12 protein-coding genes are annotated in these 14,113 nt (G+C 69.6%); 5 read left to right on the forward strand and 7 right to left on the reverse strand.

Annotated features, from left to right (window positions below; all coding sequences use genetic code 11):
- Positions 1-194: 194 nt before the first annotated feature.
- The 5 genes from HOQ08_RS06665 to HOQ08_RS06685 all read left to right on the forward strand — a co-directional run bounded on the left by HOQ08_RS06665 (position 195) and on the right by HOQ08_RS06685 (position 5,314).
- Positions 195-1,628, forward strand: a complete 1,434-nt coding sequence (locus tag HOQ08_RS06665; RefSeq protein ID WP_291192591.1) for a M20 family metallopeptidase — start codon at positions 195-197, stop codon at positions 1,626-1,628.
- Between the two features lie 4 nt (positions 1,629-1,632).
- Entirely contained in the window at positions 1,633-2,325 is a 693-nt protein-coding gene (locus HOQ08_RS06670; RefSeq protein WP_291192592.1) for a YggS family pyridoxal phosphate-dependent enzyme, read from the forward strand.
- A gap of 170 nt (positions 2,326-2,495) precedes the next feature.
- Entirely contained in the window at positions 2,496-3,134 is a 639-nt protein-coding gene (locus HOQ08_RS06675; protein ID WP_291192593.1) for an NlpC/P60 family protein, read from the forward strand.
- Between the two features lie 142 nt (positions 3,135-3,276).
- Positions 3,277-3,927 carry a rhomboid family intramembrane serine protease gene (locus tag HOQ08_RS06680; protein WP_291192594.1) on the forward strand — a complete coding sequence of 217 codons (651 nt, stop codon included), beginning with the start codon at positions 3,277-3,279 and terminating at the stop codon, positions 3,925-3,927.
- A 25-nt stretch (positions 3,928-3,952) separates the two neighbouring features.
- Positions 3,953-5,314: an amino acid permease gene (locus HOQ08_RS06685; protein ID WP_291192595.1), complete on the forward strand. Its 1,362-nt coding sequence runs from the start codon at positions 3,953-3,955 to the stop codon at positions 5,312-5,314.
- A gap of 91 nt (positions 5,315-5,405) precedes the next feature.
- Here HOQ08_RS06685 and HOQ08_RS06690 read toward each other — a convergent pair whose 3' ends face one another.
- From HOQ08_RS06690 to HOQ08_RS06720, 7 genes are all read right to left on the reverse strand, one after another.
- Positions 5,406-6,098 (reverse strand): aspartate/glutamate racemase family protein, encoded by a 693-nt coding sequence (locus HOQ08_RS06690; protein WP_291192596.1) that lies wholly within the window; start codon positions 6,096-6,098, stop codon positions 5,406-5,408.
- Between the two features lie 94 nt (positions 6,099-6,192).
- A complete protein-coding gene (gene rapA, locus HOQ08_RS06695) occupies positions 6,193-9,033 on the reverse strand; it encodes an RNA polymerase-associated protein RapA (RefSeq protein ID WP_291192597.1) in 2,841 nt (946 codons plus the stop codon).
- A 429-nt stretch (positions 9,034-9,462) separates the two neighbouring features.
- Positions 9,463-11,586 carry a M13-type metalloendopeptidase gene (locus HOQ08_RS06700; RefSeq protein ID WP_291192598.1) on the reverse strand — a complete coding sequence of 708 codons (2,124 nt, stop codon included), beginning with the start codon at positions 11,584-11,586 and terminating at the stop codon, positions 9,463-9,465.
- Positions 11,587-11,754: 168 nt separating this feature from the next.
- The gene (locus HOQ08_RS06705; protein ID WP_291192599.1) at positions 11,755-12,873 is read right to left on the reverse strand and encodes an SLC13 family permease; all 1,119 of its coding nucleotides are present in this window, start codon (positions 12,871-12,873) and stop codon (positions 11,755-11,757) included.
- A gap of 22 nt (positions 12,874-12,895) precedes the next feature.
- Positions 12,896-13,516 carry a glutathione S-transferase family protein gene (locus tag HOQ08_RS06710; RefSeq protein ID WP_291192600.1) on the reverse strand — a complete coding sequence of 207 codons (621 nt, stop codon included), beginning with the start codon at positions 13,514-13,516 and terminating at the stop codon, positions 12,896-12,898.
- Between the two features lie 32 nt (positions 13,517-13,548).
- On the reverse strand, positions 13,549-13,779 hold the full coding sequence (locus HOQ08_RS06715; protein ID WP_291192601.1) for a hypothetical protein: 231 nt from the start codon (positions 13,777-13,779) through the stop codon (positions 13,549-13,551).
- A gap of 40 nt (positions 13,780-13,819) precedes the next feature.
- On the reverse strand, positions 13,820-14,113 hold a 294-nt coding region (locus HOQ08_RS06720; RefSeq protein ID WP_291192602.1), incomplete at its 5' end, for an FtsX-like permease family protein.

The following is a 14,113-nucleotide window of genomic DNA, read 5'->3' on the forward strand; positions in this document are numbered from 1 at the left end:
GGCATCGTTGCCGCAGCCGCAGTGTGACCAGCAGCGCGACCGGCTGCCGTCGGCGCGCGGCCTGACGTTGGCGCGGATCGATCGCGAACCCATGTCGGAGTCGGCCCACCGCCTTGTCGGTATCGTCGCCAGGCCGCGCGGACGGCGCTGGTACACTACGCCGCTTCCCCGTACGCATCAGAAGGAGTCCACCCATGGATACCGCGCGCCTGTCCGGCTTCATCGGTGGCTTGTGGGATGACGAGATCGTGCCGCAGCTCGTCGAATACATCCGCATTCCCAACAAGTCTCCGATGTTCGACGCGCAGTGGGCCGAGCACGGCTACATGGACCGGGCGGTGGCGCTGCTGGAGCGCTGGGCGCGCGGCAAGCTGGCCTCGCTTGAGGGCGCGACCCTCGAGGTGGTACGGCTGCCGGGCCGCACGCCGCTGATCTACATCGAGGTGCCGGCCACGCTGGCCGGCTGCGATGAAACCGTGGTGCTGTACGGCCACCTGGACAAGCAGCCTGAGATGACCGGCTGGGCCGAGGGCCTGGGCCCGTGGACGCCGGTGCTCAAGGGCGACAAGCTCTACGGCCGCGGCGGCGCCGACGATGGCTATGCCATGTTCGGCTCGCTCGCCGCGCTGCTGGCGCTGGCCGAGCAGGGCGTACCGCGTGCGCGCTGCGTGATCCTGATCGAGGCCTGCGAGGAATCGGGCAGCTACGACCTGCCGCATTACGTGGACCATCTGGCCGCGCGCATCGGCAATCCGTCGCTGGTGGTCTGCCTGGACTCCGGCTGCGGCAATTACGACCAGCTGTGGCTGACCACCTCGCTGCGCGGCATGACCGGCGGCGAGCTGAGGGTGCAGGTGCTGGAGGAGGGCGTGCATTCGGGCGACGCCTCCGGCGTGGTGCCTTCGAGCTTCCGCATCCTGCGCGAGGTCCTCTCGCGGCTGGAAGACCCGGCCACCGGCCGGATCAAGCCCGAGGAGCTGTACGTGGAGATCCCGCCGCAGCGCATCGAGCAGGCGCGGCGTTCCACCGAGGTGCTGGGCGAGGCGGTGTACGACAAGTTCCCCTTCGTCGAGGGCATGCAGCCGGTGACCAAGGACCTGGTCGAGCTGGTGCTCAACCGCACCTGGCGCCCGCAGCTGGCCGTGACCGGCGTCGGCGGCATGCCGGCGCTGGAGAGCGCCGGCAACGTGCTGCGCCCGTTCACCGCGGTCAAGCTCAGCCTGCGCGTGCCGCCGACGCTCAACGGCGCCCAGGCGGGCAAGTTCCTCAAGGACCTGCTGGAGAAGGACCCGCCCTACGGCGCCAAGGTGACCTTCAAGCTGGAAAAGGACGGCAGCGGCTGGAACGCGCCGCAGCTTTCGCCCTGGCTGGAGCAGGCGGTGGCCGAAGCGTCCGAGCATCACTTCGGCAAGCCTGCCGCCTACATGGGCGAAGGCGGCTCGATCCCGTTCATGGGCATGCTGGGCGAGAAGTTTCCGCAGGCGCAGTTCCTGATCACCGGCGTGCTGGGCCCGCACTCCAACGCGCACGGTCCCAACGAGTTCCTGCACATCCCCACCGGCAAGAAGGTGAGCATGGTGGTGGCCGAGGTGGTGGCGCGCCACGGCGAGCAGGCCAAACGCGGTTGAGGCCGTGAGCGGGCCGGCCGACACGCTCGCCGCGCGCTGGGCCGACGTGCGCGCCCGCGTGGATGCGGCCTGTCGTGCGGCAGGTCGCGATCCGGCCGAGGTGACGATCCTGCCGGTCAGCAAGACCTTCGGAGCTGAGACGGTGCGCGAGGCGGCGGCCCTGGGCCTCGTGCGCTTCGGCGAGAACAAGGCGCAGGAGCTGCGCGACAAGTCCGCCGCGCTGGCCGACCTGCCGCTCGAGTGGGTGCTGATCGGGCACCTGCAGACCAACAAGGCCAAGGACGCGGCGCGGCTGGCCAGCGAGGTGCAGTCGCTGGACCGGCTGGAGCTGGCCGATGCGCTGCATCGGCGGCTGCTGGCCGAAGGGCGCGTGCTGGATGTGCTGGTGCAGGTCAAGACCTCGCCCGAGGAGAGCAAGCATGGCCTGCCGCCAGGCGAGCTGCACGGTTTCCTCGATCGCCTGGGCGAGCTGCCCGCCCTGCGCGTGCGCGGCCTGATGACCCTGGCCGTGCAGTCGGACGACCCCGGCGCCGTGCGCGCCTGTTTCCGCCAGTTGCGCGAACTGCGGGACGCTGCAGCGGCGCGCGGGCACGAGTTGCCGCGGCTGTCGATGGGCATGAGCGGCGACTTTCCCCTGGCGATTGCCGAGGGCGCCACCGAGGTACGCATCGGTACGGCCATCTTCGGAAGTCGCTGAGCGGCGGCTGTGCGGGCAGTCACGCGGCTGCGTGAAGTTTTCGAAACGGCGGGGTTTAGTTAACGTCAATCGAACAACCTGGCAGGATGCCTTTGCTAACTTCGGTCCCCTGGCCCTTCGCCCACCGGCGCTGACGGCCAAGCCCCAGAACAGCAAAGGGATTTTCCCGCATGCCCTTCCCGCGACCGATCGTAACCGCCGCCCTTTTTGCAGCGCTGTTTGCGATCACGCCCGTGCATGCCGCCACCCGCCCGGCGCTGGCTCCGCTGTCGACTCCGGTGCCGGTCCCGATGCCGCTGGCCAACCTGGCTCCGGCGCTGGCGCAGGCGACGCTGCCGGCCGACCCGGCTGCATGGCTGCCGGTGGCGTCCGTCGCCGAGCCGGTCGCAGGGGCGCCGGAAGAGGAGGCCTCGGACCTGCGCCAGGCGCTGGTCGCGCTGGCGATGAAGCTGCGGGACGTGCGCTACGTGCGCGGCGGGCACTCGCCGGCCACGGGTTTCGATTGCAGCGGTTTCGTCCGCTACGTGTTCGCGCACGCCATCGGCCTGCGCCTGCCGGCCAATTCGGCCGCGCAGTTCCTCGCCGGCATCAAGGTCAAGCGCGGCGACATGCAGCCGGGGGACCTGGTGTTCTTCCACACGCGCGGCAAGAAGCGCATTTCGCACGTAGGCATCTACCTGGACAACGGCCAGTTCATCCACTCGCCCTCGGCGGGCAAGTCGGTGGAGGTCTCCAGCCTCGACGAAGGCTACTGGGCCAAGCGCTTCGCCGGCGCACGGCGGCCCGAGGGCATCGCACAGAACGGCTAGTGGGACATGCCACGGGGTTTCCGCAGTCGGGCCGCCAACAGGCGGCCTTTTTTCATGCCGAGGGGGATGGACCCAGTCCGCACGGCAGAGCGCGGCCGCAGGGCGATGGGTTACCCTTCACTGGACCGCCACCGGATCGACCATGCCCTTCCAGCTTCCTCCCGTCACCCGCAACCTGCTGATCGCCAACGTGGCCGTCTACCTGCTGCAGCTGTTGCTGGGCGATGTGCTGGTGGCGCATTTCGCGTTGTGGCCATGGGGGCCGGACCATTGGGCGCAGGTCGGCGATGGCCTGGTCGCCGTGGGCTTCCGGCCGTGGCAGCTGGTGAGCTATGCCTTCATGCATGGCGGCTTCCAGCACATCGCGTTCAACATGCTGGCGCTGTGGATGTTCGGCGGACCGATCGAGCGGCTGTTCGGCGGACGCGAGTTCCTGCTCTACTACTTCGTCTGCCTGGTCGTGGCCGCGCTGGCGCAGCTGATGGTGGTGCAGTGGTTCACCCACGGCTTCTACCCCACGCTGGGCGCCTCCGGGGCGATCTTCGGCCTGCTGCTCGCGTTCGGCATGATGTATCCGCACGAGAAGGTCATGCTGATCTTCCTGCCGATCCCGATGCCGGCCTGGCTGTTCGTGATCGGCTATGCCGTGGTCGAGCTGGTGCTGGGCGTCACCGGCACGCAGGCGGGCGTGGCGCATTTCGCCCACCTGGGCGGCATGCTGGGCGGCTACGTGCTGATCGAGTACTGGCGCGGGCGCCTTCCCCTCAAACCCAAGCGCCGGTTGATGCGCTGATCCTTCCACACCTGACGGGCCTTACATGAGCGAGCAACTGCAGCGCCGGCTGACGCCGCGCCACATCACCTTCATGGCGCTGGGCATGTGCATTGGCGCCGGCCTGTTCCTGGGCTCGGCCAGCACCATCAAGCTGGCGGGGCCGTCGGTGCTGTTTGCCTACGTGTTCGGCGGCGCGATGATCTTCGTCATCATGCGCGCGCTGGGCGAGATGGCCGCGCACGAACCCATCGCCGGCTCCTTCAGCGCCTACGCGCACAAGTACCTCGGCCCGTTCGCCGGCTACCTCACCGGCTGGAACTACTGGGTGCTGATGATGGGCGTGGGCATCGCCGAGAGCACGGCGGTGGGCATCTACATGAAGGACTGGTTCCCCGAACTGCCGCAGTGGATATGGGCGTTCGCCTCGGTGGCGATGATCGGCGGCCTGAACCTGATGGCGGTGAAGGTCTATGGCGAGATGGAATTCTGGTTCGCGCTGATCAAGGTGCTCACCGTGGTGCTGATGATCCTGGGCGGCCTGGGCATCATCTGGCTGGGCTGGGGCAACGGCGGGCATCCGGTGGGCATCTCCAACCTGTGGACGCACGGCGGCTGGTTCCCCAACGGCATCACCGGCATGGTGCTGGCGCTGCCGGTGCTGGTGTTCTCCTTCGGCGGCATCGAGACCATCGGCATGGCGGCGGCGGAGGCGGCCCATCCGGAGCGCACCATTCCGCGCGCGGTCAACTCGGTGATCTGGCGCATCCTGATCTTCTACATCGGCTCGCTGTTCGTGATCATGGCGATCTACCCGTGGAACGAGCTGGGCACGCAGGGCAGCCCGTTCGTCACCACCTTCGCCAGGCTGGGCATTCCGCAGGCGGCGGGGCTGATCAACTTCGTGGTGATCACCGCGGCGCTGTCGAGCTTCAACTCGACCACCTTCAGCGGCAGCCGCATGCTGCACAGCCTGGCGACCAAGGGCCAGGCGCCGGCGGCGATGGGTCGCCTGAGCGCGAGCGGCGTGCCGGTGCGCGGCGTGCTGGTGACGATCTTCTTCCTGCTGCTGGGCGTGCTGCTCAACTACCTCGTGCCCGAGCGCATCTTCGGCATGATCATGTCGATCCTGGCGTTCAACACGGTGTGGACCTGGGGCACCGTGCTGGTGGCGCACTGGCGCTTCCGCCGCCGGCAGGCCGAGCCGCTGCCGTTCCGGCTGCGGGTGTGGCCGGCGAGCAGCGTGCTTGCGCTGGCCTTCCTGGCGTTCGTGCTGGTGATGCTGGGCTACAGCGCCGATACGCGCGTGGCCCTGTACGTGGGAGCGGGCTGGGTGGCCTTGCTGACCGTGGCGTACTGGGGCTTTGGCATCGGCCGACGCATGCGCTCGGCGCTGGTCGCGGTTTGAGGCAGCAGGTCCTGCGGAGCAACGTAGGGTGGGCCTCAGCCCACCGCCGATCCTGCGTGATGCGAAGGTGGGCTGAAGCCCACCCTGCACCCTAGCCCAGCGCGAAATCCACCGCCGCGGCCGCGTGCAGCGCGGCGGTGTCGAATACCGGCACGCCTGCTTCGGCATCGCCCAGCAGCAGGCCCAGTTCGGTGCAGCCCAGGATCGCGCCCTGCGCGCCGGCGCGGATGCCGTCGGCGATGAGGCGCAGCAGGTAATCCCGGGCTTGCGGGCGGAACCGTCCGGCGCAGAGCTCCTCGTAGATCAGCCGGTGCAGCTCGGCCCGCTGCTCCGGCTCGGGCACCAGGCAGCGCACGCCGTGGTCACGCTGCATGCGTTCGCGGAAGAACGGCTGTTCCATGGTGAATGCGGTGCCCAGCAGCAGCACCGTGTCCAGCCCCTGCGCGCGGATCGCACGGCCGGCGGCGTCCACGATGTGCAGCAGCGGCAGCGATGTCGCCGCCTCCACGGCGTCGGCCACGCGGTGCATGGTGTTGGCGCCGATCAGGATGCACTCGGCGCCGCCGGCTTCCAGGCGGCGTGCCGATGCGGCCAGCAGCGCGCCGGCGCCGGTCCAGTCGCCGGTGCGCTGGCAGGCGGCGATGATCGAGAAGTCCAGGCTGTCCAGCAGCAGCCGCGCCGAATGCAGCGGGCCGCAGCGATCGCGCACGCCGCGGTTGATCAGGCGGTAGTACTCGACGGTCGATTCCCAGCTCATGCCGCCGATCAGGCCGATGGTGCGCATGCGGTTTCCTCAACGGAACGTGGGTGGGTTTCACAGCCCACCGGGTTTGCGGGTGGCGTGTGGTGGACTGAAGCCCACCCCACGACTTGCCGGGTCAGCGCAGGGCAAGGAAATCCGGGCTGGCGACGAAGCGCACCGCATCCAGCCGCAGGCGCGATTGCGGCAGGGCGGCGAGCAGCGCCTGGCGTTCGGCTTCCAGCGCGGCGATCTCGGCCGGGTTGATCGACGGGTTGACCTCGCGCAGCGCGCGCAGGCGGGACAGTTCCGCATCCAGCGAGGCGGTGGCCAGGGCGAGGGCCTCGGCGACGTGCTCCTGCGCGCGCTGGCCGGCGATCGCCTCGGCCTTCTCCAGCATCGGCGGCACCAGCTTGGCCAGGAACTTGCGGTAGCGCGGCACCTCGATGTTGCGGTCGGCGGCCTTGCGCACGGCCGCCTCGCTGGGCTCGAAGCCGTTGCGCTCGGCCAGCCGGGTGTCGACGTTGACCACCAGCGGCAGGGTGGGCAGGAAGCGCTCGGCATCGAGTGCGCGGTCGGCCACGCACTCGAGCAGGAACACCGCCTGCAGCAGCGCGCTGCGCGGCGGCAGCGCATCGTCGACCATGAAGGCGGCATTGCCCTGCTCGCCGGAGAGCGCCAGGTCCAGCGCACCCATCACCAGCGGGTGGTCGAAGCGCAGCAGCGGCAGTTCCTCGCGCGCCAGCGCCACCTCGCGGGCGAAGGTGGCCGAGATCGGGCCTTCGGCGAAGCCGGGCAGAGCATCGGTGGAGAGGTACTGCGGATCGAGCAGCAGCACCCGGCCGCCGAGCTCCTCGGCATGGATGCCGAAGGCTTCCAGCAGGCGCTGCACATAGGCGTCGCGCGCGGGGTCGACGTCCTCGCGGCGGAAGGCCTGGCCCAGTTCGTCGGCATGCGGGTCGCGGCTGGCGGCCAGTTCGAGCAGATGGTCGCGGCCGGCGTGGATCAGCGCGGCCAGTTCCTCATGGGTGGCGCGGGTGTCGGCGATCAGCGCATCCAGCTCCTGGTCGCGGCTGTCGGCGTTGCGGGCGTGTTCCTGGGCCAGTTGCACCAGCGGTTCGCCGTAGCGTCGCAGCAATTCGCGGCCGTCGGCGGGGCTGGAACGGAAGGCGTCCACGCCTTCGTCGTACCAGCGCGCGAGCACGTGCTGTGCGCTGTCCTCGACGGCGAGGATGTGGATGGCGATGTCATGGGCCTGGCCGATGCGGTCCAGGCGGCCGATGCGCTGCTCGAGCAGGTCCGGATCGAGCGGCAGGTCCCACAGGATGAGGCGATGGGCGAACTGGAAGTTGCGGCCTTCGGAGCCGATCTCCGAGCACAGCAGCAGCCGCGCGCCGTCGGGCTGCGCGAAGTAGGCGGCGTTGCGGTCGCGCTGCACGATGCCCAGGCCCTCGTGGAAGCGCGCGATGCCGGCGCCGGTGCGCGTGCGCAGCGCCTCCTCCAGCGCCAGCACCTTGGCCTGGCTGCGGCAGATCAGCAGGAACTTGTCCTGCGGATGCGCGTCGAGCAGGGCGACCAGGGCGCCCAGGCGCGGATCGCTGGCGTAGTCCAGTTCCAGCGCGGGCGCCGGCTGCTGGATGTCGGCATGGAACTCGGCCAGCAGCGCCTGGCGCGCATTCTCGTCGAGCGCATCGGCGTCGATCAGCTGCCACTCGGGCACGCGGCGCGGGAAGCCGCCGATGCCGGCGCGGCGGTTGCGGAACATGGCGCGGCCGGTGCCGTGGCGATCGATCAGGGCATCGAGCAGCACGCGGGCGGCGATCGGTCGCGCGGTGTCGTCCAGCAGGGCGAGCAGGGCATCGTCGCCGGCGAAGATCTCGCGCAGCGTGGTGCGCTGCGTTTCATCCAGCGGCTCGCCCGACTGCAGGCGGTCGGCGATCGGCGAGAGCGCCTGGAAGCGCTCGGCTTCGGACAGATAGACGTCCAGATCGTGGTAGCGCTGCGGATCGAGCAGGCGCAGGCGGGCGAAGTGGCCGCTGCGGCCCAATTGCTCGGGCGTGGCGGTGAGCAGGATCACGCCGGGGGTTTTGGCGGCCAGCTGTTCGGCCAGCGCGTAGCGGGGGCTGGCCGCTTCGGGCGTCCAGGCCAGGTGGTGCGCCTCGTCGACGATCAGCAGGTCCCAGTTCGTCTCCTGCAGCTGGCGGGCGCGCTTGGGGTTTTCTTCCAGGAAACCGAAGTCGGCGATGACCAGCTGTTCGTCCTCGAACGGATTGCCTGCGTCGCCGGATTGTTCCAGCGCCTCGCAGCGTTCCTCGTCGTAGATGGCGAAGCTGAGGTTGAAGCGGCGCAGCAGCTCGACGAACCACTGGTAGATGAGCGTGTCCGGCAGCAGCACCAGCACGCGCGAGGCGCGGCCGGTGGCGAGCTGGCGGGCGAGGATCATGCCCGCTTCGATGGTCTTGCCAAGGCCCACCTCGTCGGCCAGCAGCACGCGCGGCGGGCGGCGCGAAGAAGCGATGCCGGCCACGCGCAGCTGGTGCGGCACCAACCCGATGCGTGCGGCGGCCAGGCCCCAGGTGGGCGAGCGGCGGGCCTCGGCGCGGCGGCGCAAGCCTTCCAGGCGCAGTTCGAACTGCGCCACCGGGTCGGTGCGTCCGCCGACCAGGCGGTCGTCGGCCTGGCTCACGCTCTGCTCGTCGTCGAGCTGGCCTTCGTGCAGCTCGCGCCCTTCGCCGCGGTAGATCAGCAGGTCGTCCTTGATCTCCACGCGCTCGACCAGGAAGGCCACGCCCTTGCCGGCGACGCGCTGGCCGGGGCGGAACTCGGCGCGCACCAGCGGCGCGGAGTCGATCGCGTAGGGCCGCAAGACGCCGGCCTTGGCAAACAGTACCTGCACGCCGCGACCCTCCACCCGCAGGACGGTGCCCAGGCCCAGTTCGGGCTCCGCGGTGGATATCCAGCGTTGACCAGGTACGAACATCGTGCCGCCGTGCGTCGCATGAAGGGCCGCCGATTATCCGCTCCCGCGCGTGCAGAGGGAACCGCCAGTTGCGGCCGGACGCGCACCTGTCCCCTTACTGCACAACGGGTGGTGCCATGCGCACGAGGGCAGTTGCGGTAGATGTCGCCGATGCGGCCCGGTCGGTGTTCTCGATGCCGGCGGAAGTGAAGGTGACCTCCCGCACTGGGCGGCCGTGTCGGCGCCTTTGATGTGGTGGCCGCGGAGGTTTACAGCCGGGCGGTCTGTCGTGGGGTTGGCATGGGCGCCGTCCCGCATGAAGGCCGGCCCATCGACTTGACCCAATCGTCCGCGCGAACGCCATGGGCCGGTCGAAAGAAAAGGCCCCGCCGGAGCGGGGCCTTTGGCTCGAAGCTTGCTGGCAAGCCCTCCCCGAAGGGAGGGGGCGGGTTACCAGATCTTCACCTGCTTGTCGCCCGAGCGGACCATCGCGTCGCCCGGCTTGCACTGGAAGGCGGTGGCGAAGGCGTCCATGTTGGACGGTGCGCCGATCGCGCGCAGCGAAGCGGGGGCGTGCGGGTCGGTGTTGAGCCGCAGCAGGGCCTGCTTCTCGCGGATCGAGCCGCGCCACACGCGCGCCCAGTTGAGGAAGAAGCGCTGGTCCTGGGTGTAGCCGTCGATCTTGCCGCCGGCTTCCGCGGGGTTCTTCTTCAAGGCCGCCTGCAGGGCGTCGTAGGCGGAATTGAGGCCGCCCAGGTCACCGATGTTCTCGCCCAGGGTCAGGCGGCCGTTGACGTGCGCGTCGGGCTTGTCCTTGATCGGCGTGTAGTCGTTGAACTGCGCCACCAGCTTGTCGGCGCGCTGGTCGAACTTGGCGCGGTCGTCCTTGGTCCACCAGTTGACGTTGTTGCCGGCACCGTCGAACTGGCTGCCCTCGTCGTCGAAGCCGTGGCTGGCTTCGTGGCCGATCACCGCGCCGATGCCGCCGTAGTTGATCGCGTCGTCGCCGTTGGCATAGAAGAACGGCGGCTGCAGGATCGCGGCCGGGAAGTTGATCGTGTTGTCGGTCGGGTTGTAATAGGCGTTGACCGTCTGCGGGGTCATGCCCCATTCCATGCGGTCGGTCGGCTTGCCGATCTTGTGGATGTCGTACTCGTAGTTGTACTTGGCCGCCGCCATCACGTTGTCGTAGTACGCGCCGGGCTTGATCTCGAGGCCGGACCAGTCGCGCCACTTCTCGGGATAGCCGATCTTGGGCAGGAAGGTATCCCACTTGGCGATGGCCTTGGCCTTGGTCTCCGGGCTCATCCAGTCGAGGTTCTCGATGCGCGCCTTGAGGGCGTTGCGCACGTTGTCCACCAGTTCCTGCGCGCGCGCCTTGGCCTCGGGCTTGAACATCTTGTCGACGTAGAGCTGGCCCAGCGCCATGCCCATCGAGCTGTTCACCGCACCGAGCACGCGCTTCCAGCGCGGCCGCTGCTCGGGCTGGCCGGTGAGGGTCTTGCCGTAGAAATCGAACTTGTTGTCCTGGAACGCCTTCGACAGCAGCGGCGAGGCGTCGTCGGCCACGTGGAAGCGCAGGTAGGCCTGCCACTGGTCGACCGGCGCGCTGGCCAGCAGCTTGTCGAACTCGGCGAAGAACTTAGGCTGCGACAGCGAGAAGCCCTTGTCGACGGCCACGCCCTGGGCGGCGAAGAACTTCTCCCAGCTGAAGTGCGGGGTGACCTTGTCCGCATCCTTGACGCTGACGAAGTGGTACTGGTTCTCCGGCGTGCGCAGCTCGACCGGCGCCAGCGAGGCCTTGGCCAGCTCGGTCTCGAAGGCCATCACCTGGTCGGCCTGCTTCTTGGCGTCGGCCGCGGAAACGCCGGTCAGTTCCAGCGTCTTGGCGACGTAGTCGAGGTAGGCCTTGCGCTCGTCGGCATGCTTGGGATCGAGGTAGTAGTCCCGGGTCGGCAGGCCCAGGCCGCTCTGGTTGACGTAGGCGATCTGCGTTTCGGCGTGCTTGAAGTCCGCGCCGGAGCCGAAAGAGAACACCTGCATGTCGCCGTTGCCGAAGCTCTGGTTGAGGTAGTCGGCGACGTCGTGGCCGTTCTTCAGCGCGGCAATCGCGTCGAGCTTGGGCTTGATCGGATCGAAGCCGGCCTTTTCGATGGCGTTCTCGTCCATGCCCGAGGCATACAGGTAACCGATCTTCTGCTGGATCGATCCGGCCTGCGCGCTGGCGGCGTTCTTGGCGGCGGCGTCGACGATGGCGTGCTGGGTGTTGAGGCTGTCCTCGGCCAGCTGGTCGAAGGCGCCCCAGCGGCTGCGGTCGGACGGGATCGGGTTGGCGGCGACCCACTTGGCGTTGACGAACTGGTCGAAGTCCGTGCAGGCCTCGCCCATCGCCCCCAGCTCGCTGACGTCGAACACGCTCTTGGGCGCGGCGGCCATCGCGGTGGTGCCTGTGGCGGCCGGTGCGCTGGCACTGGCGGCGGGCTTCTGTTCGGCGGCTTCGTGCTTGCCGCAGGCGGTCAGCGACAGCGCCAGGCTCACGGCAAGCGCGAGCGGCTTCAGGTACTGCTTGGACATGGATTTCCCTCTGTGTGGTTCGCCCAGGGGCGGTTGCCTAGTTGCCGGCCGCGTCCCCTCGGCGCGGCCATGGCCGGCCAAGCTAGGCCATGAGTCATGGGGCAGACAGTGTCAAAGGTCAGGGGTGGGGTGGCGGAGCCATGCCCGCAGGGCAGTTGCGCGTGCCGGTTACCCCACCCATCGCCAGGCCAGGTACACCAGCGGCGCGCACACCAGCAGAAACGGAATCGACACCCGATGCAGCATGCGCAACCCGCGCGGCAGGCGGGCCAGTCGCAGCGCGATCAGGTTCGCCAGCGAGCCGATCGCCAGGCCGAAGCCGCCGACGTTGACCGCCACCGCCAGCGCGATGGGATCGTGCGCCCGTTCGAGCAGCAGCACCGTGGCCGGCACGTTGCTGATGGCCTGCGAGGCGAGGATGCCGGCCAGGTAGAGCGTCAGCGGCTGGCTGAAGTCGAGGCGGTCGAGCGCGCCACGCACCTGCGGCAGCTCGGCCAGGTGGCCCAGTCCCAGGAAGATCGCGGCGAAGGTGAGCAGCAGCAGCCAGTCCACCCGTGCCAGGCTGCGGCGCGCTGCCAGTGCGAATACGGCCAGCAGCACGGCGGCACCCAGCACCGCGTGGCCGTATTCCATCAGCAGCACCATCGAGGCCAGCGCTACCAGCGAGAGCGTGGCCAGTCCGCCGGCCACCCTGCGGCGGTCCAGCGCCTGCGGCGCCAGTGCCACGCGGCCGCGCGGCAGCCAGGCCCAGGTCAACGCCGCCAGCAGCGCGAACATCACCGCGGCAGCCGGCAGCATGGCCCAGGCGAAGGCCAGAAAGGTCAGTTGCCCGTGCTGCCACAGCAACAGGTTCTGCGGATTGCCGACCGGGCTCAGCGTGGAGCCCGCGTTCACCGCCAGCGCCTCCAGCACCACCATGCGCGCCACCGGCAGGTTGGACAGGCCGCCGATCGCCACCGTGAGCGGCACCAGCAGGAACAGGCTGACGTCGTTGGTCAGCGCCATCGACAGCAGGGCCGCGGCGCTCACCAGCATCAGTCCCAGGCCACGCAGCGAGTGGGCGCGCGCAGAGAGCGCCGCGGCGAGGTGTTGCACCAGGGCGCTGTCGCGAATGCCCTGGATCGCAATGAGCAGGCCGGCCAGGCCGGCCAAGGTCGGTCCCTGCAGCCAGCGCTGCCAGGCGCGCAATGGCTGCGGATCGATACCGGCCAGCAGCACGGTGAGCAGGGCAAATGCGAGCAGTAGCCACTCGGCCTTCAGCCGGTCGAGCCAACGTCGCGCGGTCATCGGGACTCGCCGCCGCGGCGAGCTACCACTCGCGCAGCCCTTCGACCTCGTAGAGCCGCTGCCAGCTCGGCCGCGCGCGGACCCGGTCGGCCAGCCGCCCGAGTGCCGGCCATTCGGTGGCCGGGCGCGGCATGTTGCGCGACCAGCGCATCAGCATGGTCAGCAGCAGGTCGGCGCCGGAGAAGCGCTCGCCCAGCAGGTAGGGGCCATGCGCCGCCAGGTGCGCGTCGAGGTGGTCCCACACGCTTTCGATCTTGCGTTGCACGGCGGCGTGCGCGGCCGGCGTGTCGTCCAGGTCCTGCGGATAGAACCACAGGCGGAAGGACGACATCAGCGTGTTGCTGAGGTAGACGATCCACGAATACCAGGCGGCCCGCTCCGGCGTGCCCGCGGGCGGCGCCAGCGGCGAGTCCGGGTGCCGCTCGGCCAGCAGCATCAGCAGCGCGGCCGACTCGGACAGCGGCTGGCCGTCCACCACCAGCGTGGGCACTACGCCGCGCGGGTTGAGCCTGAGGTACTCGGGGCTGCGCTGGGCCTTGGCGTCGATGTCGACCAGCTTAAGGTCGTGCGGCGCGCCGGCTTCCAGCAGGGCCAGGTGCACCACCATGCTGGCGGCGCCGGGGGAGTAGTAGAGGGTGTACATGGCGAAGGGTCTCGGCTGTCCAGCGATGGTCGTCACGGCTGCGGCGGCGTGTCCTTGCGCCCGCACGCCCTGGCGCGGGAGGCGCCGATGGACGTGCCCAGACCCGCGCCGATGGCGATGCCCAGGCCGATGCCGAGCGCGAGGTTGTGCAACGCGACGCCCAGGGCCACGCCGATGGCGATGCCCGATCCCATGCCCACGCTCACGCCCGAAGCCATCGCGCGGCGGCGCGGGTCGTTCGCGGGTTTCTGCTCGTTGCCCATCGGCCTGCCTCCTGGTCAAAGCGCGCAGTCTGGAGTCGATTCATTGCTCCCGCAACAGCCGCATCGGCGAAGTGCGGGTGACCCGGCGGGTACCGGCCAGGCCCAGCAGCATGACCACCAGCGCAGCCAACAGCGCCGTGCCCAGCAGCGGCCGCAGCGGCGGCACGAACCCGTCGAGGTGGAACACCGCGCGGCCCAGCCACCAGCCCGCACCGGCAGCGCCCAGCGCAGCGGTGAGGCCGGCGATCAGGCCGAGCAGGGCGAACTCGCAGGCCGCCGCCAGCCGCAACTGGCCGCGTCGCGCCCCCAGCGTGCGCAGCAACGCGGCCTCGTG

It is taken from the genome of Frateuria sp. (assembly GCF_013362045.1).
Taxonomy (GTDB): Bacteria; Pseudomonadota; Gammaproteobacteria; order Xanthomonadales; family Rhodanobacteraceae; genus Frateuria_A.